The organism is Leucobacter edaphi (genome assembly GCF_016522535.1).
In the GTDB taxonomy this organism is placed as follows: domain Bacteria; phylum Actinomycetota; class Actinomycetes; order Actinomycetales; family Microbacteriaceae; genus Leucobacter; species Leucobacter edaphi.
The window spans coordinates 94584-118774 of sequence record NZ_JAEHOI010000007.1 but is presented as its reverse complement, the minus strand read 5'-3'; the positions used below and the strand labels follow the sequence as shown (position 1 = coordinate 118774).

Below are 24191 nucleotides of genomic sequence, written 5' to 3'. Positions count from 1 at the left end.
TCCTCCGTGTCGTTGGTTTGCTGGTTAGTTACTTCACTAATGAACCTATGAGGCATTCGGCCCGGCGTCAACCCCTGATCGGGGATTGATACATCAGATGTTTCGACTTAGGCTTGCCTTACCCCGCGGTTCTTCCCGCATCCCGCCGCCATTCCGCTGCCCTATGCCCACTCGGTTGCCACCGGAAGGACCCCATGCCCGCACAGAACATCGCTGTCGACCACGCCTCCACCGGCCTCGTCACCGCACGCGTGGCGCGAGCCGAGCGCATCTCCCCCAGTTTCGTGAGGCTCACTCTCGAGGGCGAGCAACTCCAGGGATGGCGCGATCTCGGCTTTGACCAGTGGTTCCGCCTGGCAATCCCGGTCGCGGGAGAGGCCACCCGCTTCGACCGCCTCGCCTCGCGTTACGACGTGCGCGGGTACCTGAAATACCTCACCCTCCCCCGGTCCACCCGGCCGGCCATCCGCAACTACACGGTGCGCAGTTTCGACCGGTCGGCAGCCCGCATGGAGGTCGACTTCGTCATCCACAACTCGGACCCGCAGCACGCGGGCGTCGCCGCGCCGTGGGCCGCGACCCTCCCCGTCGGCGCGGCCGTCGCCCTGATCGACCAGGGATGCGGCTATCGCCCGGTCGAGGGCGCCGACACGGTGGTCATCGTCAGCGAGGAGTCTGCGCTTCCCGCCGCGATCGGGATCCTCCGCGATCTCCCGGCCACGAGCGCAGGCTATGCCCTGCTCGAGGTGCCCCACCGCGCCGACGAGCAGCCCATCCGCGCGCCGGAGGGCGTCGCGGTGCGCTGGATCCTCCGCGAGCGCACGGCCCGGCCGGGCGCCGCCGCCCTCGAGGAGCTACGCGGACTCCCGCCGCTCGCGGACGTACCCGTGTCGGGTTTCGTCGCCGGTGAACAGCAACTGGCCTCGCTCGGGCGCAAGCATCTCGTCAACGTGCGGGGCCTCGATCGCGGCGCCGTCGACTTCTGCGGCTACTGGCGACAGAGCTGAGGGTCGCTCACGAGAGGCTCCCTGGCGCGGTCAGATCAGCCCGCGCTTCATCGCCCGCGTCACCGCGCGGGTGCGGTCGGAGACCTCGAGCTTCTCGAACACGTGCAGCAGGTGGGTCTTCACCGTCGACTCGCCGATGAACAGCTTCGCCGCGATGGCGGGGTTGCTCATCCCCTCGGCCACGAGCGCGAGAATCTCCGTTTCTCGACGCGTCAGGGCCGAGCGGGTCGCCGTCGGCGTGCGCGGCGCCGAGGCCCGCGCCACGAGCTGCGCCGCGATCGACGGCGCGAGAACGGTCTGTCCCGCGGCGACGGCGCGAATACCCGCCGCCAGCTCCTCTGCCGGCGCCGCCTTCACCAGATAGCCGCTCGCGCCCGCCTCGATCGCGGCAAGGATCTGGTCATCGTCCTCATAGGTCGTGAACACGAGCACGCGCGGGCGCGGCTCACGCTCCGCAAGCGCCCGCGTCGCCGCGACTCCACCCATGCCGGGCATGCGGAGATCCATGAGCACGATGTCCGACTCGATCCGGGCGAGCTGATCGAGCGCCTGTTCACCGGAGGCGGCCTCGCCGACCACCTCGAAGTCCGCCTCGGTTTCGAGGAGACCCACGATCCCGCCCCGCACGATCGGGTGATCATCCACCACAAACACTCTGATCACGAACTGGTCCCTTCCCTGTCGCGCACGTCATCAGGCGCGTTCGCCGCGGCCCGCGGGGGCACTCCGTTCAGCTCCCCCGGGCTCTCGGGCGACCCCAGCGCATCCCGCGGCTCCTGATGGGGCATCCGCACCTCGAGCCGGGCGCCGCCTCCCGGCCGCGCGCCGAACGCGACCGAACCACCCACGGTGCGCACCCGATCTCCGAGTCCGCTCAGCCCGAATCCGGCAGGCGCCTCGGCACCGCTCCCGGACGGCCCGCAGCCGTCGTCGTCGACGCGAAGCAGGACTCCCCGATCATCGCTCAGCAGCGCGAGCTCGACGAGCGTCGCCCGCGCGTGCTTCCGGGCGTTCGCGAGCCCCTCCTGGGCGGCTCGCAGCAGCACGACCTGGCGCTCGCGGTCGAGGTGTTGCGCCTCGATCCGGCGCTCCACGACGATTCCGGTATCGCTCGCGAAGCGCGCCGTGATCCGCTCGAGCGCCTGCTCGAGCCCGCCCTCGCCGAGCGGCTGGGTGGTTGCGACGAGCGCCCGGGCCTCGGACACCGCGTCGCGCGCGGCACGGCCGACGTGCGCGACGCGATCCCTCGCCCGCGCTTCGTCTCCCGCGTCGAGCGCGCGTTCTGCCTGTTCGGAGAGCATGACGAGGCCGGTCAGCGTCTGCGTGAGGGTGTCGTGCAACTCGCGGGAGAGCCGCTCGCGCTCAGCGGCAGCACCGGCCGACTCCGCGAGCGCGGCCGCGGTGGCCTGGCTGCGGCGGAGTTCTTCCGCGAGGTCGCGATAGCGCTCGCCGGCCCGGTGAATGCGCGTGATCCAGGTTCCCATCACGACCGCAAAGCCGAAAGACAGCACCGCGACGAGCGCCGCGATACCGATCGGGTTCTCGGCGCCGTGCCGCGCGTACGCAACCGTCGAGCCGACGCCGACGGCGAGCGCGAGCCCCGCGCTCCACACGATCGAGTCGCGCTGCGCCGGCAGGGTGACCCAGATCAGGGGGTAGATCACGCACTGCAGGGTCGCGTAGCTCGGCTCGACGAGCGCCGCGAACCCGGTTCCGGCGACCAGCAGGACGAGTGTGAAGAGGTCGGTGCGGGTGGGGAGACCGGTCGTCATCGTCCTGCGCAGCAGCGGCCGACCGAGCACAACGTAGACGATCCCGATGCACACGAGCGGCGCCAGCGCGGTCACGAGGCCGACGCCACCCGCTGATTCATCGGCCGCGTTCAGGAACCCGATCAGCGCGAAGAACGCGAGGAGGCAGCCGAACGCGACGTCCCACCCGAGCAGCGGGAGCCGCGTTCGCGCGCCCTCGATCATGCGTTCAGCCTCTCACGATCGAGCGGGGCCGCGCCATGACCGGCGCGGCCCCGGAACGCTGGGGCATCCTTCACGAGCGACGCGTCCATCGGAAGGTGATCAGGCTGATGACGAGGCCCACCACGAGCCAGATGCCCAGGTTCACGGCAACGAGGCCGAGGTCCCAGCTGCCGCTGAGTTCCGCTTTCGCGAAGTGTTCGGGGAGGAACACGCTGCGCATCCCCTGCGCGAGCCACTTCAGCGGGAAGAGTGAAGCGAAGTTCTGCAGCCACTCCGGGAGCATCGTGAACTGCAGGTAGACGCCGGAGATGAACTGCAGGAGGAGCACGACGGGGAGCACGACCGCGGTCGCGCTGCGGGAGGAGCGCGGGAGCGAGGAGAGCGCGATCCCGAGCATCGTCATCGTGACGATGCCGAGCGCGAAGAGCCACGCGAACCGCAGCCAGAGTTCCGGTTCCTCGGGGAGCCTGACGTCGAACGCGAACTTCGCGACGGCGATCAGCAGTGCCGCCTGTGCGAGCGACGTGATCAGGATCATCCCGGCCTTGCCGATGAAGTAGCTGACGGGCGAGATTGCCGTCGCGCCGAGTCGCCTCAGCCACCCGTCGCTCTTCTCTCGCGCGATGTCGATCGCGAGGTTCTGGACGCCGGAGAGGAAGATGCCTGCCGCGACCATGCCCGGCAGGTAGTACTCCGCCATCGTGACGCCGCCGGTGCCGTCGGGGAGGGCACCGACCTTCCCCATCGATTCGAAGGCGACGCTGAAAATACCGAGCATCAGGATCGGGAACAGGAACGTGAAGACGATCGTGTCGGGGGTGCGGACGTAGCCGCGAAGCTCGATCACGAGCGCGGAGAGGCCCGCCCGCAGGATGCCGGGCGCCCTGCCCGCGCCGACGGCCCGGGTCGGTGCCGCGTGTGCGGCGCCGGTCCCGGCGGTCCCCGCCGCGCGAGTTGCGGTGGGAACGGGGTTTTCGGAGGCCGCGGCTGCGATTGCACCCGCGTCCGCCCGCTTCTCGGTGGTGCTCATCGCAGTGCTCCTGTCGTGCTCGCGCCGGCCGCCGCGAGATCGCCCGCGGTCTCGCCGATCAGGTCCAGATAGATGTCCTCGAGGCTCGGGCGTCGAATCTCGAGCGCGATCGGTTCGCCCCCGGGCACCCCTGCCTCGCGGGCCTCGCGCATCAGACGCTCGACGAGCGCCCCGGGTTCGGGCGTGCGCTGCTCGCGCGCCCGGCCCCCGGCGTCGCGCCAGGTGACCACCGGGACCCGCGCCTCGGCTCCGCCCAGCCGCTCGGGCGGATCCTCCGCCACGAGCACGCCTCCGGAGAGAACGCCGACGCGATCCGCGAGATGCGCGGCCTCATCGAGATAGTGCGTGGTCAGCAGGATCGATGTGCCCTCCGCTGTGAGCTGTTCGAGCATCACCCAGAACTGGCGTCGCGCCTCGGGGTCGAACCCCGTCGTTGGCTCGTCGAGGAACAGCAGTTCCGGGCGGCCGACGATGCCGAGGGCGACGTCCAGACGGCGCTTCTGCCCGCCGGACATCTTGCTCGCGCGCCGACCAGCCTGCGCCGTCAATCCGACCAGATCGAGGACCTCATCGACGGGACGCGGGTTCGCAGAAAGCCGGCCAAAATGCCCGATCAGCTCGCGCGGTGTATACGGCCCGAGGTCGCCGGTGTCCTGTGCGACGATCCCGATCCGGGAGCGCCACGCACGCGGGGCCGAGAGCGGGTTCGCGCCGAGCACGCTGACCTCGCCGCCGCCCGGCCTCCGAATTCCCTCGAGGACCTCGATCGTGGTGCTCTTCCCCGCGCCGTTCGGGCCGAGCAGCGCGTAGGTCTCACCGCGCGCAATGTCGAGGTCGATCCCCTCGAGGATGGTGCGGTCGCCGTAGCGTTTCTCGAGGCCGCGAACGTGAACCGCGGTGTCCGCGGGGCTCCGATGGTCCTGATGCTGAGTCATGCTCCCAGAATCGCCCGTTCCGGGAGCGCGCGTAATGGGCCGTTCGCCCGAGATTCGGCATCCTCCGACCGGTGGATGCGCGCGCCCGTCTCGGCGGCGGCACCCGGCTCAGATGGAGTTCGCGAGCACCGTGAGCGTCACGTAGATCGCCACGAAGCCCGCAACGAAGATCGTCCCGGCCCCGACCCCGAAGCGCAGACGCCTGCCGCTCTCCCCGACGCGGCCCGCGGGTCCGCGGCGCTCCATCGTCAGCTCGCCAGCGCGCGCGGTCGGCTGGTCGAGGCGGTCGTCGCGCCACCGTTCCCACTGCTCGATCCGCTCCTCGAGCGCGGTGAACGCGTGGGCGAGGCGCTGCCAGTCCGCGGGGTCCCGCGTCACCTGGTCCTGCCGGGAACGGAACACGACCTCGCGCCCGCGGAGCTCGACGTCGTACCCGCGCGCGTCGTCGATGAGCCACGCCATCACGTCGGGGGTGAAGAGGTAGAGCGCATCGCGCTCGTAGCCCTTCGGGGCGTACAGCTCGAAGTATCGGTCGAAGTCCCCCTCGAGGGAAAGGTGCTGGTCGCGGGCGGGCGCGGCGTACGCGGAGAACGCGGGGAGGCGATTGCCCCGGGCGCGGAGGCGAATGTTCGGCAGCTCCGTCGCGAGCTGCACCGCGCACAGGCCGCCGAAGTGCGTGAACCCGTCACCCACGGCGTTCGCGTCCACCGCCTCGCGGTTCGCCACGAGCACCCGGTTCCGGATCCCCTCCGCGTGGAGTTTCCGCGTGAGCACGTCCTCGCCGTCGGGCGAGACCCCCGGTTTCGGGTCGTAAATCAGGCCGTTCACTGCGGCGAATTGCGCGTAGGCGAGATGATCCACCGGGCGCGTGATCCGCGCCCGCGAGCGCACCGACCACCACACCAGGATCCCTCCGCCGAGCAGCATGAGGGCGAGGGCCGCCGACATCCCGAGCAGCTGGCTCGCGGTGTCGTCCTTGCCGCTCAGGGCCTGCTCCGTCATGCCGAACACCAACGCGATGATCCCGATCGGGAAGATCGCGGCGACGATCGACACGAACGCGCTCCCCGTCGCGGCGGCCCCCGACGCCGCGACCGCGGGATCCGCCGCGGCATAGGCGCGCCCCTCGGCCCGCGGAATCTGCCTGATGAGCGGCCGGATGTCAAAGTGCGTACGCGCCGGATCGCCCACCAGCTCGACCCCCGCCCAGTCGCGGGCAAGCACCCGGCCGGGCGCGCTCGTACTCCGCTCACGGGCCCGGCCGAGCGCCGCCCCGATCTCCGCGCCGACCGGGATTGCGAACGCGTTCGGCCAGTACCCCGGCTCGATCGTCACGGGAAGGAGCAGCGCCGTGAACAGGAGCGGAATCCCGATCGTGACGAGCGCCCGCGCCCACAGCGCCCCCGGGCGCAGCCGGTACAGCAGACGGCCGAGTCCCGTACCGATGAACACGAGAAACACCGACGCGATCATGATGCGCGGCTCCACCGAGAAGAGCAGCGCGGCCGCGAGCAACCACGGCATGAGCGCGGCAAGGAATCGACCCGGCCGGCCGAGCCCGAGCGCGCCGAAGAGCTGCGCCGACAGCGGCCCGGTGCTCCGCCCCCGACGGATCCCGGCGCCGCTGGCGGCCGCGTCCGCGAGCCGCTCCGCGGACACGGGCCGCCCCTCGGCCTCCGCGCGCCGGTCCCGCCCATTCGCGGCCAACGCGACGAGCAGGGCGATCGCCCCGGGGATCAGGAACAGCGCACCCGAGAGCATCCCGAGCGCGGTACCGAAGGGTTCACCCCCGATCACAACGCCAAACCACCAGAACACGAGGATCAGGAGCGCGCCGACGAGAATCGCGAGGGCCGGCGCGAGGAGTCGCGCGCGCCGGGGTACTGCTGCAGACATGGGTCGAGCCTAATGCCGCCCGTGCGCCGGAGCACACGCGGGCGTACCCTGGGTTCCGTGACCGCACACGACGCCTCCATCAGCCGCTTCTTCGCCTCCGACAATTGGGCGGGGGTGCACCCGGAGGTGCTCGCCGCGATCGCGGCGGCGAACGTCGGCCACGCGCCGGCGTACGGCGGCGACGACTGGACGGCCCGCTTCCGCGAGCTCGCGCAGCGGCTGTTCGGCGAGGGCACCGAGGCGTTCCCCGTGCTGAACGGCACGGGCGCGAACGTGCTCGCGCTGCAGGCGGCGGCCCCGCGGTGGGGCGCGGTGATCTGCGCGTCGGCGGCGCACATCGCGGTCGACGAGACGGGCGCCCCGGAGAAGACAGGCGGGCTGAAGCTCCTCCCCGTGGCGACGCCAGACGGCAAGCTCACCCCGGAGCTCGTGGACCGGGAGGCCTGGGGCTTCGGGAGCCAGCATCGCGCGCAGCCGAGCGTGGTCTCGGTGGCGCAGGTCACGGAGTTCGGCACCTGTTACACGCCCGACGAGCTGCGCGCGCTCGCGGATCACGCGCACGGTCTCGGCATGCGCTTCCACCTCGACGGTTCACGGCTCGGCAACGCGGCCACCCACCTGGGCACGACGCTCGGCGCGATCACGCGCGACGTGGGGGCCGACATCGTCAGCCTCGGCGGCACGAAGAACGGCCTGCTCGGCGCAGAAGCTGTGATCGCCCTCACCCCCGAGGAGACGCCAGGGATCGAGTATCTCCGCAAGATCGATCTGCAGCTCGCATCGAAAATGCGTTTCGTCTCGGCCCAGCTCCTCGCGCTCTACGAGGGCGACCTCTGGGAGCGCTCGGCCCGCCACGCGAACGCGATGGCCGCGCGGCTCGTCGCCGGAATCGCAGGGGTCTGCGAGGGCGAGGACGAGCGTGACGGATCGGGATCCGGGATCCGGATCGCCTACCCCGTCGAGTCGAACGCCGTGTTCGCGCGGATTCCCGCCACGTGCATCGCCCGCGCGCAGGAACGCTTCCAGTTCGGCCCATGGCCGGGCGATCCGGAGCTGTACCGGCTCATGTGCGCGTTCGACACGACGCCGGGCGACGTCGACGCGCTCGTGCACGCGCTGTCGGCGTAGCTTCGTCGGCTGTCCCCGAGGAGGCCCTCGCGCTATACCCCGACCCCGCCGAACACGAGCCGCGCGGCGATCACGAGCATCACGACCGCGACCACCCCGTCGAGGATCTGCCACGAGCGTGGCGTCGCGAAGAACCTGGTCAGCGCCCTGGCGCCGTAGCCGAGCAGGAAGAACCAGGCGATGCTCGCGAGCGCGCCGCCCGCGACGAACCACCAGCGAGCGGGGTCGCCCTGCGCGTTGCCGATCGACCCCATGAGCACCATCGTGTCGAGGTACACGTGCGGGTTGAGGTAGGTGATCGCGAGGCAGGCGAGGATCGTGCGCTTGAGCGAGCTCGTGCCGCCCTCACCGGCGACGAGCACCTCGGGCTTCATGGCGCGCCGGGCGGCCGTCCACGCGTACCAGAGCAGGAACGCGACACCGCCCCAGCGCACGATCTCGAGCACCACGGGCGCCCGCTCCACGACGTAGCCGATGCCGACCACGCCGAGCGTCTCGAGCAGCGCGTCGGTCAATCCGCAGATCAGCACAACGGGGAGGACGTGTTCGCGGCGGATGCCCTGGCGCAGCACGAAGGCGTTCTGGGCGCCGATCGCCACGATGAGGGACAGGCCGCTGCCCATGCCGACGAGGAAGGGAAGGAACATGGTTTCGACGTTACGGGCCGGATCGCTCGCGCCACGAATTCAGAATCCCTAAACTTTCTGAAGGATCATCAAAATTGCTTCATTTACAACCCTGAGCCGGATCACAACCCGGTTCCGGATCACACCCCCGCCAGCAAGGAGCGCCCGTGGACCTGCCCGTCGAGCACCTCACCACATTCGCGGCGATCATCGCGGAGGGCAGCTTCGAGGGCGCGGCCCGCGCGCTCCACGTCACACCGTCGGCGGTGAGCCAGCGGGTGCGGGCCCTCGAGCAGCGGGTCGGCACCGTCCTGCTGCGCCGCACCCGGCCCGTCGAGGTGACGGAGGCCGGCGCAACGGTGTTGCGGCTCGCGCGCCAGTTCGAGCGACTCGTCGGCGACGCGGCGCTCGAACTCGGCGTCGGCGCGGGGCCGGGCGGCGCGGGCGACGGCGGAGCGGGGACCGACGGCGCCGCCCCGGGCACGGCGGCCGTGATCCCGATCGTCGTCAACGCGGACACCCTGGCGACCTGGTTCGTGCCCGCGATCGCGCGCGCCGCCCGCGAGACGGGCGCGCGTTTCGAGCTGATCAGGGCCGACGAGTCGATCTCGACGGAGCGGCTGCGTCGCGGCGACGTGATGGCGGCGGTCACGGCGACGCGGGAGCCGGTGCCGGGCTGCGTGTCCACGAAGCTCGGCGTCGACCGCTATCGCGCCGTCGCGAGCCCCGAGTTCGCGGGGCGGCACTTCGCGCGCGGTGTGAACGCGGAGTCCCTCGGCGCCGCCCCGATCATCGAGTTCGACCGGCACGACATGTTCCAGCACCGCTTCATCAGGCGCTTCACGCGGGCGACCGTGACGCCGCCGCGGCACCTCGTGCCGTCGTCGGCGGAGTTCGCGCACGCCGTCGAGCTCGGCATGGGCTGGGGCATGCTCCCCGAACTCCAGTGCGGCGAGCTCATCGCGGCCGGACGCCTCGTCGAGGTCGGGCCGAACGCCGCAATCGACCTGCCGCTCTACTGGCAGCGCTGGCGCCTCGACTCCCCGCTCCTCGACGCCCTCACCCGCGTGATCACGGAGGAGGCGGCGCTGGCGCTGCGCTGAGCCGAGGCGGCGTCGCGGCTGTGCGGGGCGCCGATCCGCGCACCGGATCGCGGAAACGCAGGAGCCCGCCCCGGCGAAACCACCGGAACGGGCCCTGATCAGCATCCGCTGCGGCGAGCGCCCCGCTACGCCCCCACGATCGCGAAGCCCGCGATCACGTAGGCGATGAGCGTGAGCACCGCGGCCACCGCCGCGTACGGCAGGATCGACAGCATCAGGTTGAGCGGCTTCACGCCGACCGACTTCGAGGCGAGGATGATGCCGTCGCCGTAGAGGCAGGTGGTCGAGCCGAGCGCGGCGCCCGAGAAGACCGCCGTGCCGGCGAGCACGGGGTCGACCCCGACGGCGATCGCGAGGGGCAGCACCACGGGCGTGATGACCGCGGCGAGATCCCAGAACGCGCCCGTCGCGTAGGCGTAGACACCGCAGACGAGGAACACGATCGCGGGTAGCCAGGCGCCGTGCATGACGGGCTCGGTCACCCCGATGACCCACTCGGCGAGCTTCAGATCCATGTTCATCTGCTGCACCATGAACGCGAGCACGAAGAGCACCATCACGTACCCCATGCTCATGATGCCCTCGAAGGCGCTCTCGAACACGGCCTTGATCGTCATCCGCTTCTGCGCGACGTAGAGAATGATCGCGACGACCACGGCGGCAGCGGAGCCCTTCACGATGTCGACCTCGGTGAAGATCGTGACGGCGATCAGGGTGATGATCGGGATCAGGAAGTTGAACGGCAGCGGCCTGTGGCCGGTGTCGGTCTCATCGGAGAGCTCTGCGGCGCGCTCCTCCTCGGTGAGGCCCTCGGGCAGCGGGTCTCCGGTGCGGTCGACGCGGAGCTGCTCCCTGCGGAGCGGGCCGACGAGCGGGATCACGCCGAGGGCGAGCAGCAGGCCGATCGCGAGCGCGAACCAGCCGAAGAACACGAACGGGAGCCCCTGCACGTAGGCGCCGAAGCCGGAGCCGTTGACGGTGACGCCGTCCTGCTCGAGGAGCGCGGAGAAGAAGACAGCCCAGGTCGAGAACGGGATGATGACCGCGATCGGCGCCGAGGTGAGCTTCACGATCGTGCCGAGCAGGGTGCGCGGCACGTTGTAGCGGTCGGTGACCTTCTTCATCGACGTGCCGACGGTGAGCGCGTTGAGGTAGTCATCGATGAACAGCGCAACCGTGAGCAGCCAGGTCAGGAGCAGGGATTTCCGTCGCGAGTTGACGAACTTCTCGGTCCAGCGCGCGAAATCGCTGACCGCCCCCGACGCGTTGAAGTAGGCGATCAGGATGCCGAACAGCACGACCACGAGCGCGAGCCAGTGGACGGTCTCGTTCGACATCGACTTGCCGAAGGTCGCGACGAGCGTGTCGAAGAATCCCCAGCCGCCGAGCAGGATCGCCCCGACGATCGTGCCCGAGAGCAGGCCGAGCAGGGCGCGCTTGGTGAGCACGGAGACGAGCAGCACGGTGATCACTGGCAGGATCGCGAGTGCGGTGTTTTGTGGGTCCATGGGTGTCCTCAGGAGAAGGGCATCGCTGCGGGATGCAGAAGTGGTGGGTGCAGAGTGTGTGGTGCGTGGTGCGTGATGCGTGATGCGTGGTGCGGCGTGCGCGCCGCCGTTATTCGGCCAGGTGATCCTCGCGGATTCCGTCGACGTAGGTCGAGATGACGGGCAGCTCGGCGAGATCGTCGCCGTTCACCCGCACCGGGTCCTCAGCCCAGACGGCGAGGTCGGCGATGGCGCCCGGACGGATCACGCCCAGGTCTTCGTCGCCCTGCGCGAGGGCGGCGCCTCGCGTGTACCCGTGGAGGGCTTCCGCGTTCGTGAGCCGCTCGTGGGGCTCATACACGAATCCGTCGCGGTCCCCAGGGTGGCGGCGCAGCACCGACCAGGCGAGGCCGAAGCGCGCGTCGAGGTCCGCGATCGGCCAGTCCGAGCCGAGCGCGAGCGGAGCGCCGGCGCGGAGCACGGAGCCGGCGTTCCAGGCGCGGGCCGCGCGCTCGGGGCCGAGTCGACGCGACCACTCGTCGCTGCCGTCCGCGATCCGCCACTGCATGTGCGGGAGCTGCATCGAGGCGGCGATCCCGGTTGCTGCGAGGCGCGCGATGTCCTCGGGCGTGAGGGTCTCAAGGTGCTCGATCCGGTGCACCGGACCGCCCTGGGGGCGCAGCCCCGCAGCCTCGTAGGCCGTAATCGTCTCGCCGACGGCGCGATCGCCGATCGCGTGCGTCGCGACCTGGAAGCCCGCGTCGGTGAATTCGCGCACGGCCTCGACGAAGCGGGCCTGATCATCCCAGAATCCGGTGATTCCTTCGCCCTCGGCGTCGGGCTCGTAGAGCCAGCCGGCTCCGGTCTCGATGACGCCGTCGGCGTAGAGCTTGATGATGCCGCCGCGCCAACGCTTGCCCGCGCGGTCGCGCTGCGCGGCGATCGCGGCGCGCTCGTCGGCGGAGAAAGTGGGGCGTACGTCCATCGCGCTCGCGATGCGCACCGGCAGGCCGTCGCCGGATCCGGCGAGCGCCTCGAGCAGGTCGAGCGTCTCGGAGTTGCCGTCCATGATCGTGCCGCCCGTGAGGCCCGAGCGGCGCATGCCGGCGAAGGTAGCGCGGGAGGCCTCGAGGGTCTCCTCGAAGGTCGGCTTCGGGGCCGCCTCGACGATCGAGCGGTAGGAGCTCTCTTCGCGCAGCTCGCCAGTTGGCGTGCCGTCGCCGCGCACGACGATCTCGGAGCTGTCGCCGAAGTCGCGCGCGCCGGTGACGCCACCGCGCGCGAGCCCCTCGGTGCTCGCGAGCGCGGTGTGGAAATCGAAGAAGAACAGGATTCCGGGGAGGCCGCCGAGCGCGTCGTCGATGAGCTCGGAGCTGAGCGGCACGCCCTCAAAGACGGCGTAGTCGAGATTCCAGCCGCGCACCCAGCCTCCGGCCTCGCCGCCGCGCACGCGCGCGGCTTCCGCGCGGAGCGCCTCGTCGAGCTGGCGGCGGTTCTCGATCCCGCCGAGATCGATTCCCTGGCAGAGCTCGACGCCCTGGATCGGGTGGAGATGGGCGTCGATCAGGCCCGGGGTGATCGTGCGGGTGCGCGCATCGTCGATCCGGGTCGAGGGTCCTGCGAACGCCTCGCGGATCGCGTCGGCGCCATCGGGCTCCCCGACCGCGAGGATCCGGCCGTCCGCGATCGCGATGGATCGGGGCGCGAGCTCGCCGTCTCCCGGCTCGATCGTGCGCACGGCTGCACCCTCGATGATGATGTCGGCTATCGTCCTTGACACGACCACTCCTCTGTGTTGGTTCCCGCGCGCCGCCCCCGGCGCACGGTGCTCCGAGCCCTGACTCGAAGATCAGAGGATAATTTACGCTCATTCAATTGAACCCGCAAGACAGCGGAGAAAGCGGTGACCCGATGGCTGAGCCGGGGCCCACTCCTGGGAAGCGCGCTGCCGGGCGCCCGAAGCGTGCGGTGCTCTCGCGCGAATCGATCCTCGCTGGGGCGTTCGCCCTGGCCGAGGAGCGCGGCGCGGACTTCACCCTGGCCGCCCTCGCCCGGCGACTCGGCGTGCAGCCCTCCGCCCTGCACCACTACTTCCACGGCCGCGCGGACCTCATCGCGGGCATGCGCGGTGAGCTCGCCCTGCGGGTCGGTGATCACGGCTTCGACCGCCTGCCCTGGCACGAGGCGATCATCCCGTGGGCGATCGCCTACCGTGACACCTTCGGCACGCACCCCGGGCTGATCGCCGCACTCGCGACGCTGCCGATCGAGAGCGAGCCGGAGTCCATGGTCGACTACGAGCGCGTCGCGGCGGCGTTCGCCCGCGACGGATACCCGGAGCACCTGATCGTGCCGGCGCTCGTTGCCGTCGAATCGTTCGTGATCGGATCCGCGCTGGACGCGCTGACCCCCGACGACAACCTGCGCCCCTCCGGCGCAGAGGCCGAGGCGAACGCCCCAACGCTCGCCAGCGCCGAGCGGTCAGCGCGCGAGGCGGCCGTGGCCCGCGGGCGAAGCGTCGCGACGGAGACCTTCGAATTCGGTCTCACGGCGCTCGTCGCCGGGCTCCGCGCGGCCGGCGAAACCCGCTGATGCTCGGCGTCCTGCAGGGCTTCGTCCTGATCCTCGGCATCATCGGGATCGGCTATGTTGCGGCGCGCGCCGGCGTCGTGAAGGGCGATCAGCGCCTCGTGCTCAATCGCGTCGCCTTCTACGTGGCGACGCCCGCGCTGCTCTTCGGCGTGCTCAAGGACAGCGATCCGGCCGTCATGCTGTCGCCGGTGATCCTCGTCACGAGCCTCGCGGCCGTGATCGTCGCCGGAGTGTACGTGGTCGTCTCACGGCTCCGCTTCCCCCGGGACCTCGCCTCGACAACGCTCGGCGCAACCGCCTCCGGGTACGTCAACTCGAATAACCTCGGCCTCCCCGTCGCGATCTACATCCTCGGCGACGCCCTCTACGTGGCGCCGCTGCTCCTCGTGCAGCTCGTGATCTTCGCCCCGATCGTGCTCGCGATCCTGGAGTCCACGAGGGGAAACCAGCGCGGGGCGATCGTCGCGCTCGGTCGCGCGGCCTCGAACCCGATCATCCTCGCCTCCGTCGCGGGCCTGCTCTTCGCGCTGCTCCGGATCCCCGTGCCGGAGTTCCTGATGGCGCCCGTCACCATGATCGGCAGCGCAGCGATTCCGATGGTGCTGCTGAGCTTCGGGATCTCGCTCCACGGCCAGCGCGCGCTCGCGCCGGGCAGCGATCGCGGGGCGGTCCTCTTCGCGACCAGCCTGAAGGTGCTCGCGATGCCGCTCGTCGCCTGGCTGCTCTCCCTCGCGATGGGACTCGGCGCGCACGAGACCTTCGTCGCGACGACGATCGCCGCGCTCCCGACCGCGCAGAACGTCTACAACTACGCCGCAACGTACCGGCGCGCCGAGACCCTCGTGCGCGACACGGTGTTCCTCACGACCTTCGCTTCACTCCCCGTGATCGCCGCCGTCGCGCAGCTGCTCGGCGGCGGCTGACGAGGATCGCCGTGCGCGCTCGGCATAGCGCCCGGGCGTCTCACCGACGATCCGCACGAACGCCCGATGGAAGGCCGGTTCCGAGGCGTATCCGAGCTGCCTGGCGAGGCTTGCCGCTGTGCCGCTGCCGTCGGCGAGGCGAGCGCGCGCGACGCTCATGCGCCAGCCCGCGAGGTAGGCGATCGGTGACGCGCCCGTGAGGTCCAGAAACCGGGCCGAGAACGCGGAGCGCGACATCGACGCGAGCCGCGAGAACGATTCGAGCGTCCACGCGTCGCCCGGTCGCTCGTGGATCGCGGCGAGCACCGGACCGATCCTGGCGTCGCGAATCGCCCGTACCCAGCCGCCGGCGTCGGCGCCCGCTCCCGCGACCCAGGCCCTGATCGCCTGAACGACCAGGATCTCTGCGAGTCTCGTCGCGACGGCTTCGGAGCCGAGCGCGGGGGCCGTCTGCTCGCTGGCCATGAGCCGGAGGGTGTCCCGGATCGCGGACGCAGCGGACTCCTCCTCCCCCGAGATCACGACGATCTCGGGCAGGCTTCTCGCGAACTCGCGCGCCGTCGGATCGTCGAACCTGACGATTCCGCAGATCAACCGCGATGCGCGGCCCCCGCCGCCGTACTCGAGCACGGAATAGTGCTCGGTCAGGTACTCCTGCGGCAGCTCGTCCACGCGCGGATGGGCAGCGTGCGCACCCGCCGCAGCGGGATCCGCGAGCAGTTCGTGGCCCCGCCCGTGCGGCACGAGGGCCAGGTCGCCCGCGCGGAGTTCCACGGGCGCGGCTCCCCCGATCCGGATCCACGCCGTCCCCGCGGTGATGACGTGGAAACTCAGGGAGTCAACGGTCCCGGGCATCTCGAGCGCCCAGGGAGCCGTGAGGGCGGCGTCGCAGGTGAAAGTGCTCCGCAGCCGCAGGGTGCGGAGGAAGCGGGCGAGGCGCGCCTCGCCGTCCGTCGTTGATCCGTCCATGCGCACAGCTTCGCACACGAAAGATCTGGATGCTTGGCGGAATGATCAATAGATCAGGTAATTTGCGCATTGTTTGTCCGAATTCACCGACCTATTCTGGGGTTTCGATCCGAAAGAAACCGAGGTCCGATGCCCTGGCTCGACAAGCTCGCCGTTCTGTCCGTCGCACTCAACGGGGTCCTCGCGGGACTCTATTTCGCGTTCACTTGCGCTGTGTCCCCCGCGCTCGGGCGCCTTGAGGATCGCAGCTTCGTGGTCGCGTTCCGCGCGATCAACGCGGCGATCCTGAACGGCTGGTTCCTGTCCGTGTTCTTCCTGGCCCCGCTCACCGCCGTAGCGGCCGCGATCTGGGGCGGATCCACGGAGCGGTCGTTCCCGTGGGCGCTCGTTGCGGGTGGAGTCCTCGCGGCGGTCACGTTCATCGTCACCGTCGCGGCGAACGTTCCGCTCAACGAGGGGCTCGCCGCGGCGCCCTCCGGCAGCGCCGCCCTCGACCACGCGGCCCGCGCGGCGTTCGAGTCCGCCTGGAACGGCTGGAACCTGCTCCGCACGCTCACCGGCACCGCGGCGACGGTCTGCCTCGCGGCCGCGCTGGCCGTCGGGCGCTGAGCACCCTCGGCGCTCATTGCCGCCCTGCGGAGTGCGCCGGCGGAGAAGGCGCCGCCGTCAGCGCTCGAGATACGGCGCGATCGCGGCCTCACAGGCCTCCCAGACGGCCCGTTCACGCGACGGATCCATCGATTCAGCGGAGGAGGGCGCGATCCGGTTCCGATCGATGTAGGACCCGCTCGGTGGTGGATCGTCCGAGACGATCGCCCGCGCGAGATACTCACCGGCCCGCTGGGGGCTCGTTCCCAGCGGGGTGAGCGTGAGCGCCGGCAGAAGCCATCGCATCGCAAACCTCGAGAGCGGATCCGCGGCCCGGGCGAGCCCCGTGCCCGGCACGAATCCGGGGTTGAACGACACGATCGGGGCGCCGGTGAGCCGCCTCGCCCACTCGTGGACCAGATAGATCGCCGCGAGCTTGCTCGTCGAGTAGGCCGTGCGCCCCGCGCGGACGCGCTCGGAGCGCGGATATCCTCCGGGCCGGAGGAGCCGCTCGATCGGGGCCCAGACCGGGCCGGGAACCATGCCGAGATTGTGCCGGAGGTCTCCGAAGTGCGTGTCGCTGACCGTGACCACCACGCGGGACCCGGCCTCGAGCAGGCCCTCGAGCGAACGGGTCAGGAGGTGCGGGGCGAGGAGGTTGACCGCGAAGGTCTCCTCGAAGCCGTCCGGAGACACCCCGATGGCGTCGCTTCGCTGCAGCCCCGCGTTCCAGGCGAGCGCGCGCACGGGTGGGAGGCGGCCCGCCCCGATCAGGTCCGCCACGTCACCTGCCGCGTCCGCCGTCTGCCCCAGCGAGGCGAGCTCGGCCCGGAGAGCGGTGACTCGCCACGACGCCTGGCCGAATGCCGCGCGCTGTTCCGCGGGGGCCTGCCGCCCGATCACAACGAGATTCAGGTCTTCATGCTCGCGGAGCAGACGCTCCGCGGCGATCCGGCCGATCCCGCGGCTCGCGCCGGTCATGACGACCGTTCCCTCAGGCACGATGGCTCTCCCCGGGGAGGGGGTGATTGTCCGAGGTTCCGCCGAGGAGCCGGACGAGTGCGTCGGCCTCGGCGTCGGGCAGAAGACCGTCGCCGCTGAGCGCGTGCGCGGGCCGCCGCCCAACGGCCGGGAGCGCGACCCCCGCGAGCGCAGAGCCGAGCACGATGCGCGCGGCAAGCGCCGGCGTGACGGTGAGGCTCTCGCCCCGCGTCTCTGCCCGCAGCTGAATCGCCGCGAAGTGCTCTTCGACCGGGGTAAAAACACCTCTCGCGAGGATCGCGGCGAGCTCCGCATCGTGCGCTGACTCGCCGAGGAGCACGAGCAGCGTGGGGCCCACGGTCCCCGCGAGCACCCGGCGCTTGTGCGCGAAGAGCGCTCGCAGATCCCCCGCGAGGGTCCCCGTGTCGACATCCGCGGCCTCTGCGTCCGCAATCTGGCGGGCGGCCGCGAGCAGGAGATTCCGCTTTGAGGGCCAGCGCCGGTACAGCGTCGCAGTGGAGACGCCGGCCCGCTTCGCCACGGCTGCCGTGGAGAGCCCCGAGTATCCGCGCTCAGCGAGCAGTGCGAGGACCGCCCGGATGATGGCGGGGGCGAGCTCGGGATCCAACGGTCGGCCTCGGGCAGCCTCTGGCTCGTCCATCGCGCTCCTCAATGAATACGAAATCGTTTCGTTTCATAAGGTAGTGCGATCCGACCCGCTTCGCAAGCCGCACTTTTCCACCGACGGGAATACTTCACCGGGACTCCCCGTTGCACCTCCCCGGACCGCTGCCCGGCGGCCCTCACCCCCGAACAAGGAGCACACGCTTGAGCCCCCGAACCGCCCAGACCAGCGTCCCCGTCATCGATGCCCTCTCCGCGCGCTGGAGCCCCAGGGCCTTCGACACCGAGCACGCGTTCCCGGAGGGCGCACTCCGCGGGCTGCTCGAGGCCGCGCGCTGGGCACCGAGCGCCGCGAACACGCAGCCGTGGCGCTTCATCGTCACCCGCCGCGGCAGCGACAGCTTCGCGCGCGTCATGGACACGCTGATGGGCTTCAACCGGGAGTGGGCCGGAGACGCCGCTGCACTCATCGTCAACGTCGCCGAGATGATCGACGACGAGGGCAAGCCCCGCCCCTGGGCCGAATACGACCTCGGCCAGGCCGTCTCCCACCTCAGCGTGCAGGCCACCGCCGAGGGCTTCCACGTGCACCAGATGGGCGGCTTCGACCGCGACGCGATCGCCCGCGAGTTCGACCTCGACGAGCGTTTCCGTCCCGTCTCGATCACCGCGATCGGCATGGTCGGCACCCCGGAGCAGCTCCCCGAGGTGCTCCGGGAGCGCGAGCTCGCCCCGCGCGTACGCAAGGATCTCGACGACATCATCATCGTCAACGACTGACGGCGAAGCACCGCGACGCGAAAGCGCCGGCGATCCGGATCAGGATCGCCGGCGCTTTCTACGCGATCGAAGCGGCTATTCGGCCGGCGGAGGATCGAGCCGCAGCGCACGGATCAGCTCCGCGGCGTGCACCGTCGAGACGATCACGCGCGTGAAGGTGTCGAACTCGCCGACCCAGCCGCGCTCGAGCGCCTCCTCGGGCTGCTCGAGGTCGATGACGACCGTGTCGCGGCCGCGCCGCACGAGCATGAAGTCCCGGCCCGAGGCACTCCGCCACGTGCCCACGGCGAGGGCGCCCGGCACGAATGCGCCGGGCGAGCGGACGCCGCGCACCCAGATCCACGGGTCATTCGTCACGACCGCGGACGTGATCGCGCTGCGATCCAGCACGATGTCCTTGCGGCGGAGCGCCGCAAGCTTCTCAGACGAGGTCATCTTGATGACGACCCGATCGCCGTGGACCTCGACCCGTGCCATCGCTAGTCCAGCATGTCGCTCTGGTCGATGACCGACTCGACGGTCTCGATGACCGCGCGCTTCTTCGCGTAATCGGGGTGCGAGGGGTCAGAAGCGTCGTCGGGCAGGCCCACGGCCGCGGCCGCCTCAAGGGTGTTGACGCCGACGCAGGCGACGATCGTGTCCTCGGGGAGGTTCGGGAACTGCGCCGCGACCTCCTGGGCGATCTTCGCCGAAGCGACGAGCAGCACGTTGATCCGGCCGGACTCGATGTCCTCGATCGTGTGCACGGACGCCGGCACGCCGACCGTCCGGAACGCGAGCACCGGAGTGACATCGTGGCCGCGCGAAATCAGACCCTCGGTGAGCACCGGAATCGCGACGTCCGAGCGGAGGGTGAGCACCTTGAGCACCTCACCCGTGTCGATCTCGTCCCACTCCTCGAGGAGCGCCTGCGTCGAATTCTCGTCGCTGGGCGTACGGGTGATCGGGTAGCCGGCGTCGCGGAAGGCGACCTCGGTCGCTTCTCCGACGAGCGCGACCTGCGTGTCCGGAGGGATCACCGCGTTGTGGTGCTTGAGCACATCGGCGACCGTGGAGCTCGTTGCCGTCAACCAGTCGAAGCGCCCGGCCTCGAGATCCTTCAGGGCAGCGACGAGCTTCTCCTCCTCGCTCGTGTGCGCGAAGTCAACGAGCGGAGAGATAACGGTGTGGGCGCCTTGCTCACGCAGCGCCATTGAGACCAGATCACCCCAGGTACCGCCGCGGGGAATCAGCACCCGCAGCCCGCTGAGTGGTTTCGCCTCACTCGACATAGACCCCACTCACTTGTTCTTTCGATCGGCTACCGGTTCCTGCGTCGAACATACGTGATCTACGCGCCACGGCACCGAAATCATTGCCACCATTCTCGCTCCGACCACGCCAGGACGCAAAACGAGGATGATTCGGACCGATAACGGAATGGAATTGTGACCTCATCAGGCTTGACCGAGGGCGCTCAGTCGAAGCGTTTCGCGACGGCGGCCGCCACGCCCCACACGACCAGCCCGGTCACGACCGCGACGCCCGCCACTCCGGCGAAGAATGCTGCGGGGTTCCTGCGCTTCGTCGCGACGATCTTCATGCGCGTGTCCTCGAGCGCGTCATCGACGCGCTTCGCGTAGTTGAGCTGGACTTTGAGCTTGCCGAGGGTGTCGTACAGCTCCGCGCGTGCGCGCTCGGCGTCGACGATGCCCTGGGCCTTTTCGATGGCGCTCATCGCCAATTCCCCTCTCCGCCGGCGCGCGGCATCGACTGCGAGTGCGTCGTGGAATCCTCAGCGTTGACCTTGACCTCGCCGAGAGCGACCACATCACCGCTGACGCGCTCGATGGTCTCCTCGGGTACCGGGTTGCCGCGCTTGATGAAGAACAGGCCGGCGCCGATCGCCGCGGCGGCGAGGATCAGGAGTGCCGCCGCGACCACGAGAGCCGCGAGCCACCAGGGCCAGACGAGCGAGAGCGCGGCGATCGCCGCAACCACGAGTGCCTGCAGCATGAAGAACAGGAAGAACAGCGCGATGACCACCGCGCCTGCCCCGATTCCGGCGTTCTTCGCCTTCGAGACGAACTCGCGTTTCGCGTTCTCGTACTCGACCTTCGCGAGCGTGACGATCTGCTGCGGGAGTCGCGAGAGCAGCTCGAACGTTCCCGCTTCCGCCTTTTTGCGACCCATCACGCGTCACCCGAGGCGTCTGCGTCCGCTGCGGCCGGCTTCTTCGCGGCGGACTTCTTCCCCGCGGTCGTCTTCGCCTTGGCCGCGACCGCGGGCGTTGCCGCTTCCGTCTTCGCCTCGGAGGCGGCGGCCTTGGCCGAAGCTGCGGCTGCCTGGCGGTGCGCAGCGTTCGCGCCGCCGCTGCCGGCCGAGTCATCGCGGAACAGCGCGGTGAACGCGCCCTTGCCGGCCTTCACCACGGAGTCCTTCAGCTGGTCCACACGCCCCTGTGCTGCATCCTTGACCACGGTCACACCCTGCTGAACCGGTGCGGTGTTCCAGATCGTCTGGGCTCCGCGCTTGATCTGCTCGTACCGCTCACGGCCAGCCCGGGTTCCGAGAACGTACCCCACTGCCGCACCGAGAACGAATGCGATCTTGCCCTTCATACTGCCTCCCGCCGATGGCGTTTCGTGCTGTGTTCCGCCAAGCCTACTCCGAGCGGAACGGTGAATGCATACCTCGCGAGCTATACATGTCGATCCGGGATGCTATGTCTATCTTGAGCGTCTCCGATCAATCAGCGATCCCCGTCAGTCGGCGACGGAGCGCGATCGCTGCGCTCCGTGCGTCAGCGATCGCGGCCGCAAGGTCTCCGCCGTGCAGCGCGGGGCCGACGGGGAGCGTCTCATCGCGAGCCGCTCGCCAGACCGCGAGCCGTGAGGCTTCGGCGTCTCGCTCCTCCGTCGTGACGTAGGGGGCGACCGCTCGGTGCGAGTCGAGGCCGGCGCCGCTGAGCCGCGCCTCCGCGTGCCCGATCGCGGCCGTGGCCCACTCGAGCTCCCGCGCGGTCGCGTGCCTTCCCTGCACGGCCCCGGCGGTCGGTGCCGCGTATGGCGTCGCAGCGCTGGTGGCCTCGGCGAACCAACCTCCCGCCCCGTCGCTTCCCAGCCGGACCGACCAGGGCGCCCCGGTGCCGCCCGTGTCGGCGACCTCGAGCGCATCGAGCGCATCGCGCGCCGGGTCCATCTCCGGAAGGCCAGGGTCCTCGATCGCGGCCCGCACCCGCAGCCGAGCGCTCCGAGGAGAGAGCTCGCCGAGATCCCCCGCGAGTCCGGGGAGTTCTCCCCCGAAGGGGTCGACGCCGACCACGAGCGCGCCGACCGTCCCCTCGACGCCCCGCTCCGACACGATCGTCCAGCCTTCGACGGCGTGACGCGCGTCGACAACGGGTTGCTCCGTGAACTCGACCTCGTAGAGCGCGAGCCGGGCCAGCAACGCCTCCCGGAGGGCGGCCCAGCCGCCTGCAGGACGGACGTGGGTTTCACGTGCAACGTCGCGCTCTGCGTACGCGAGCACCGCTCCCGAGAGGGTGCCGATCACCGTGAGGTCCTCGTTGAGGCCCGGAGCCGCGATCGCCATGTCGACGTCCGCGGCGGAAACCCCGTAGCGCTCACGAACAATCGGCTCGACGAGCCGCTCCAGCGCACCCTTGCCCATCCGGGACTGCACGAGCGCCCCCACCGACCGGGTCTTCCCGATCGTGAGCAAGGGCTTGACCCGGTCGAGATACGCGCGCGTCGACGCCCCGCCCCCGAGGACCGCCAGAGTGTCAGCAGACATCGGCACCGCGGGGATTCCGAGCACCTCGGGCGTCGGCTGCGGCACCCACTCCCCGCGTGAGGAGCGGAGCAACACCGGTTTGATCGGGGATTCCACCGGATCGGCCGCCGGAACGCCCGGGCCGCCCTCCGCGAGGGGCGCAGCGACGTGGGCGAGGAAGCCACGCAGCGCCGAGTCAGGGTCGGCGACGCCGGAGGACGGCAGAGCAGCCCAGGCCTCGTCGTCGCCCGGCGCCGGTGAGACGCGAATTCGTAATCCCACCTCTGCCAGTTCGAGAGCCGCGGCGAGTTCAGCGGCTCCGGTGCCGATCACCTGGACATCAACCACGGGAATCCTCCTGGGGGGCCTGGCCGGGCGTCTGGACCGGCAGAATCTGATCGGCGGGCCCCGAGGGCGGCGCCTGGGGTTCTGGCGAAGCCGCGGCCGCGTCAGCAGGCGAAGCCGGGGCCGGGGCCGAAGCCGGGGTCGGGGCCGAAGCCGGGGTCGGGTCCGCGGGCGAAGCCGCCGCAGGCACCTGGTGCGCGGGCGCGCCCGCTGCGGCCACCGTTCCCGGGATTCCCGCAGGATCGGGGATTCCTGCGCTCGGCGTCACCGGAACCTCGATCAGATCGATGCGCTCGCGGCCGTGACCGCCCTTTCGCCAGATGCGGACGGCGAGCCAGGCGAACACCGCGAGTCCCGCGATTTCGCCGACAACGCTGCCCGGCCCGCCGGAGTTTTCGGTCTGCGCGGTCGAGCCGCCCACCCCGAACGACATCATTCCGAACGCGAACAGGTTGTTGATCACGTGGATCGCGATCGCGGCCTCGAGACCTCCGGTCTTCCAGGAGACCCAGGCGGCGACGAGACCCATCAGGCCGACGGCGAGCAGTCCCCACACGTCGTAGATGTGACCGAACGCGAACCCGACCGACGGGATCACGATCGCGAACCACGGGCTCTTGAGCCAGGACCCGAGGACCTGCATGAAAAGCCCCCGGAACACGACCTCTTCGGCCGTCGCCTGGATCGGCACGAGCACGAGAATGATCGCAAGCGAGACGATCGCGGTCGACATGTCGAACGAGGGAGCCTCGGCGCTCGGGGGCTCGGTGAGCAGCCCGGGCTCGAGGATCATCTGCACCGCGATCCCGACCCCGTTCATCACGAGCACGCCGATGACCGCGGCGAACGTCGACCGCCACAGCAGGCCCCAGCGGATCCGGCCGGCCACCGACCAGACGCGCCCGACGGGCCGCATGCCGAGCGTCAGCATCGCGAGCAGCACGGCCGGCAGCATCACGATGATCGAGAGCAGCGAGAACACGAGCGAGATGGGGCGCTGCGTGTCGAGCAGTTCGGCGTTGCCGCTCATCATGTCCGTCGCGTACGAGGGATCGACCGCGAGCATGAGCGGCGCGAGCAGGAAACCGATCAGGAGCGATCCGACGCCGAAGTAGACGCCGGCGAGCAGCAGGAGCAGGAGCGGGCGCCACCACCGATAGTTGCGTGTGCCGCGGAGCAGCCGGTGGTACTCGAGCGGCTCGGTTTCGACGGTGATGAAGCGCTGCGCAGGGCGCGCCCAGCTCCACGCCGGAGGGGCCGCGGGGCCGTTCGGGAGGGCAGCGGGCGTGGCCGGGGCCTGGGAAGGGGTCGAACCGTCGCCGGTCGGGGGCTGGGTCTGCGCGTCACTCACGCCGTCCATCCTCCCAAATTCCCCAGGGAATTCCCTCCTCCAGCACTTTTCGTTCTCTCGCGTCACAAAAAACGGCTCCGCGCCTGCGTGCGCAGGA

General features: G+C 70.4%; 25 protein-coding genes. 7 read left to right on the top strand and 18 right to left on the bottom strand.

Annotated features, from left to right (window positions below):
* Nucleotides 1-194 precede the first annotated feature (194 nt).
* Nucleotides 195-1007: a siderophore-interacting protein gene (locus tag JD292_RS08715; RefSeq protein WP_200132358.1), complete on the top strand. Its 813-nt coding sequence runs from the start codon at nt 195-197 to the stop codon at nt 1005-1007.
* A 30-nt stretch (nt 1008-1037) separates the two neighbouring features.
* On the opposite strand, the gene JD292_RS08710 is transcribed toward JD292_RS08715, so the two are convergent.
* From JD292_RS08710 to JD292_RS08690, 5 genes are all read right to left on the bottom strand, one after another.
* Entirely contained in the window at nt 1038-1670 is a 633-nt protein-coding gene (locus tag JD292_RS08710; protein WP_200132357.1) for a response regulator, read from the bottom strand.
* Nucleotides 1667-2983 carry a sensor histidine kinase gene (locus JD292_RS08705; RefSeq protein ID WP_200132356.1) on the bottom strand — a complete coding sequence of 439 codons (1317 nt, stop codon included), beginning with the start codon at nt 2981-2983 and terminating at the stop codon, nt 1667-1669. The genes JD292_RS08710 and JD292_RS08705 overlap by 4 nt, the downstream gene beginning before the upstream one ends.
* Nucleotides 2984-3053: 70 nt before the next feature.
* Complete coding sequence (locus tag JD292_RS08700) at nt 3054-4013, bottom strand: ABC transporter permease (protein ID WP_200132355.1); 960 nt, start codon at nt 4011-4013, stop codon at nt 3054-3056.
* Entirely contained in the window at nt 4010-4948 is a 939-nt protein-coding gene (locus JD292_RS08695) for an ABC transporter ATP-binding protein (protein ID WP_200132354.1), read from the bottom strand. The genes JD292_RS08700 and JD292_RS08695 overlap by 4 nt, the downstream gene beginning before the upstream one ends.
* 108 nt (nt 4949-5056) lie before the next feature.
* A complete protein-coding gene (locus tag JD292_RS08690) occupies nt 5057-6844 on the bottom strand; it encodes a hypothetical protein (protein WP_200132353.1) in 1788 nt (595 codons plus the stop codon).
* Between the two features lie 12 nt (nt 6845-6856).
* Between JD292_RS08690 and JD292_RS08685 the strand changes: the two genes are divergently transcribed.
* Nucleotides 6857-7972 carry a threonine aldolase family protein gene (locus tag JD292_RS08685; RefSeq protein WP_200132352.1) on the top strand — a complete coding sequence of 372 codons (1116 nt, stop codon included), beginning with the start codon at nt 6857-6859 and terminating at the stop codon, nt 7970-7972.
* Between the two features lie 32 nt (nt 7973-8004).
* On the opposite strand, the gene lysE is transcribed toward JD292_RS08685, so the two are convergent.
* Entirely contained in the window at nt 8005-8619 is a 615-nt protein-coding gene (lysE, locus tag JD292_RS08680) for an L-lysine exporter (protein WP_200132351.1), read from the bottom strand.
* Nucleotides 8620-8765: 146 nt separating this feature from the next.
* Here lysE and JD292_RS08675 point away from each other — a divergent pair, with 146 nt between their 5' ends.
* Nucleotides 8766-9701 (top strand): LysR family transcriptional regulator ArgP, encoded by a 936-nt coding sequence (locus JD292_RS08675; protein WP_200132350.1) that lies wholly within the window; start codon nt 8766-8768, stop codon nt 9699-9701.
* 125 nt (nt 9702-9826) lie between these two features.
* Here JD292_RS08675 and JD292_RS08670 read toward each other — a convergent pair whose 3' ends face one another.
* Both JD292_RS08670 and JD292_RS08665 read right to left on the bottom strand, forming a co-directional pair.
* Nucleotides 9827-11209, bottom strand: coding sequence for a TRAP transporter large permease subunit (locus JD292_RS08670; protein ID WP_200132349.1), 1383 nt, complete (start codon nt 11207-11209; stop codon nt 9827-9829).
* A 109-nt stretch (nt 11210-11318) separates the two neighbouring features.
* Entirely contained in the window at nt 11319-12968 is a 1650-nt protein-coding gene (locus JD292_RS08665) for an amidohydrolase (RefSeq protein WP_200132348.1), read from the bottom strand.
* Between the two features lie 131 nt (nt 12969-13099).
* Between JD292_RS08665 and JD292_RS08660 the strand changes: the two genes are divergently transcribed.
* Both JD292_RS08660 and JD292_RS08655 read left to right on the top strand, forming a co-directional pair.
* A complete protein-coding gene (locus tag JD292_RS08660; protein ID WP_200132347.1) occupies nt 13100-13780 on the top strand; it encodes a TetR/AcrR family transcriptional regulator in 681 nt (226 codons plus the stop codon).
* Complete coding sequence (locus tag JD292_RS08655) at nt 13780-14703, top strand: AEC family transporter (protein ID WP_200132346.1); 924 nt, start codon at nt 13780-13782, stop codon at nt 14701-14703. Before JD292_RS08660 ends, JD292_RS08655 begins: the two co-directional genes overlap by 1 nt.
* Here JD292_RS08655 and JD292_RS08650 read toward each other — a convergent pair.
* Nucleotides 14656-15672 carry an AraC family transcriptional regulator gene (locus JD292_RS08650; protein ID WP_200132345.1) on the bottom strand — a complete coding sequence of 339 codons (1017 nt, stop codon included), beginning with the start codon at nt 15670-15672 and terminating at the stop codon, nt 14656-14658. The genes JD292_RS08655 and JD292_RS08650 overlap by 48 nt on opposite strands.
* A 129-nt stretch (nt 15673-15801) precedes the next feature.
* Between JD292_RS08650 and JD292_RS08645 the strand changes: the two genes are divergently transcribed.
* Nucleotides 15802-16281 (top strand): anthrone oxygenase family protein, encoded by a 480-nt coding sequence (locus JD292_RS08645; protein ID WP_200132344.1) that lies wholly within the window; start codon nt 15802-15804, stop codon nt 16279-16281.
* 57 nt (nt 16282-16338) lie between these two features.
* On the opposite strand, the gene JD292_RS08640 is transcribed toward JD292_RS08645, so the two are convergent.
* Both JD292_RS08640 and JD292_RS08635 read right to left on the bottom strand, forming a co-directional pair.
* Nucleotides 16339-17262, bottom strand: coding sequence for an SDR family NAD(P)-dependent oxidoreductase (locus tag JD292_RS08640; RefSeq protein WP_369411206.1), 924 nt, complete (start codon nt 17260-17262; stop codon nt 16339-16341).
* The gene (locus JD292_RS08635; RefSeq protein ID WP_200132343.1) at nt 17255-17902 is read right to left on the bottom strand and encodes a TetR/AcrR family transcriptional regulator; all 648 of its coding nucleotides are present in this window, start codon (nt 17900-17902) and stop codon (nt 17255-17257) included. Before JD292_RS08635 ends, JD292_RS08640 begins: the two co-directional genes overlap by 8 nt.
* A gap of 167 nt (nt 17903-18069) precedes the next feature.
* On the opposite strand from JD292_RS08635, the gene JD292_RS08630 reads away from it, so the two are divergent.
* Nucleotides 18070-18645, top strand: a complete 576-nt coding sequence (locus tag JD292_RS08630; protein ID WP_200132342.1) for a nitroreductase family protein — start codon at nt 18070-18072, stop codon at nt 18643-18645.
* Between the two features lie 75 nt (nt 18646-18720).
* Here JD292_RS08630 and JD292_RS08625 read toward each other — a convergent pair whose 3' ends face one another.
* The 7 genes from JD292_RS08625 to JD292_RS12470 form a co-directional block, all read right to left on the bottom strand.
* Nucleotides 18721-19122: a hypothetical protein gene (locus JD292_RS08625; RefSeq protein WP_200132341.1), complete on the bottom strand. Its 402-nt coding sequence runs from the start codon at nt 19120-19122 to the stop codon at nt 18721-18723.
* Nucleotides 19123-19124: 2 nt separating this feature from the next.
* Nucleotides 19125-19838, bottom strand: coding sequence for a uroporphyrinogen-III synthase (locus JD292_RS08620; protein ID WP_233613883.1), 714 nt, complete (start codon nt 19836-19838; stop codon nt 19125-19127).
* A 263-nt stretch (nt 19839-20101) separates the two neighbouring features.
* Entirely contained in the window at nt 20102-20362 is a 261-nt protein-coding gene (locus JD292_RS08615) for a hypothetical protein (protein WP_200132339.1), read from the bottom strand.
* Complete coding sequence (locus JD292_RS08610; protein WP_200132338.1) at nt 20359-20817, bottom strand: phage holin family protein; 459 nt, start codon at nt 20815-20817, stop codon at nt 20359-20361. Before JD292_RS08610 ends, JD292_RS08615 begins: the two co-directional genes overlap by 4 nt.
* Nucleotides 20817-21245, bottom strand: coding sequence for a YtxH domain-containing protein (locus JD292_RS08605; protein WP_200132337.1), 429 nt, complete (start codon nt 21243-21245; stop codon nt 20817-20819). The genes JD292_RS08610 and JD292_RS08605 overlap by 1 nt, the downstream gene beginning before the upstream one ends.
* 127 nt (nt 21246-21372) lie before the next feature.
* Nucleotides 21373-22746, bottom strand: coding sequence for a hypothetical protein (locus JD292_RS08600; RefSeq protein WP_200132336.1), 1374 nt, complete (start codon nt 22744-22746; stop codon nt 21373-21375).
* Complete coding sequence (locus tag JD292_RS12470; RefSeq protein WP_200132335.1) at nt 22739-24103, bottom strand: CPBP family glutamic-type intramembrane protease; 1365 nt, start codon at nt 24101-24103, stop codon at nt 22739-22741. The genes JD292_RS08600 and JD292_RS12470 overlap by 8 nt, the downstream gene beginning before the upstream one ends.
* Nucleotides 24104-24191: the final 88 nt, after the last annotated feature.

Excerpts from the sequence above, each read along its gene's own strand:
- JD292_RS08715 (WP_200132358.1), top strand. The coding sequence starts at position 195 with ATGCCCGCACAGAACATCGCTGTCGACCACGCCTCCACCGGCCTCGTC.
- JD292_RS08705 (WP_200132356.1), bottom strand. The coding sequence starts at position 2,983 with ATGATCGAGGGCGCGCGAACGCGGCTCCCGCTGCTCGGGTGGGACGTC.
- JD292_RS08700 (WP_200132355.1), bottom strand. The coding sequence starts at position 4,013 with ATGAGCACCACCGAGAAGCGGGCGGACGCGGGTGCAATCGCAGCCGCG.
- JD292_RS08695 (WP_200132354.1), bottom strand. The coding sequence starts at position 4,948 with ATGACTCAGCATCAGGACCATCGGAGCCCCGCGGACACCGCGGTTCAC.
- JD292_RS08690 (WP_200132353.1), bottom strand. The coding sequence starts at position 6,844 with ATGTCTGCAGCAGTACCCCGGCGCGCGCGACTCCTCGCGCCGGCCCTC.
- JD292_RS08685 (WP_200132352.1), top strand. The coding sequence starts at position 6,857 with ATGCCGCCCGTGCGCCGGAGCACACGCGGGCGTACCCTGGGTTCCGTG.
- lysE (WP_200132351.1), bottom strand. The coding sequence starts at position 8,619 with ATGTTCCTTCCCTTCCTCGTCGGCATGGGCAGCGGCCTGTCCCTCATC.
- JD292_RS08670 (WP_200132349.1), bottom strand. The coding sequence starts at position 11,209 with ATGGACCCACAAAACACCGCACTCGCGATCCTGCCAGTGATCACCGTG.
- JD292_RS08660 (WP_200132347.1), top strand. The coding sequence starts at position 13,100 with ATGGCTGAGCCGGGGCCCACTCCTGGGAAGCGCGCTGCCGGGCGCCCG.
- JD292_RS08655 (WP_200132346.1), top strand. The coding sequence starts at position 13,780 with ATGCTCGGCGTCCTGCAGGGCTTCGTCCTGATCCTCGGCATCATCGGG.
- JD292_RS08650 (WP_200132345.1), bottom strand. The coding sequence starts at position 15,672 with ATGGACGGATCAACGACGGACGGCGAGGCGCGCCTCGCCCGCTTCCTC.
- JD292_RS08645 (WP_200132344.1), top strand. The coding sequence starts at position 15,802 with ATGCCCTGGCTCGACAAGCTCGCCGTTCTGTCCGTCGCACTCAACGGG.
- JD292_RS08635 (WP_200132343.1), bottom strand. The coding sequence starts at position 17,902 with ATGGACGAGCCAGAGGCTGCCCGAGGCCGACCGTTGGATCCCGAGCTC.
- JD292_RS08625 (WP_200132341.1), bottom strand. The coding sequence starts at position 19,122 with ATGGCACGGGTCGAGGTCCACGGCGATCGGGTCGTCATCAAGATGACC.
- JD292_RS08620 (WP_233613883.1), bottom strand. The coding sequence starts at position 19,838 with ATGGCGCTGCGTGAGCAAGGCGCCCACACCGTTATCTCTCCGCTCGTT.
- JD292_RS08615 (WP_200132339.1), bottom strand. The coding sequence starts at position 20,362 with ATGAGCGCCATCGAAAAGGCCCAGGGCATCGTCGACGCCGAGCGCGCA.
- JD292_RS08610 (WP_200132338.1), bottom strand. The coding sequence starts at position 20,817 with ATGGGTCGCAAAAAGGCGGAAGCGGGAACGTTCGAGCTGCTCTCGCGA.
- JD292_RS08605 (WP_200132337.1), bottom strand. The coding sequence starts at position 21,245 with ATGAAGGGCAAGATCGCATTCGTTCTCGGTGCGGCAGTGGGGTACGTT.
- JD292_RS12470 (WP_200132335.1), bottom strand. The coding sequence starts at position 24,103 with ATGGACGGCGTGAGTGACGCGCAGACCCAGCCCCCGACCGGCGACGGT.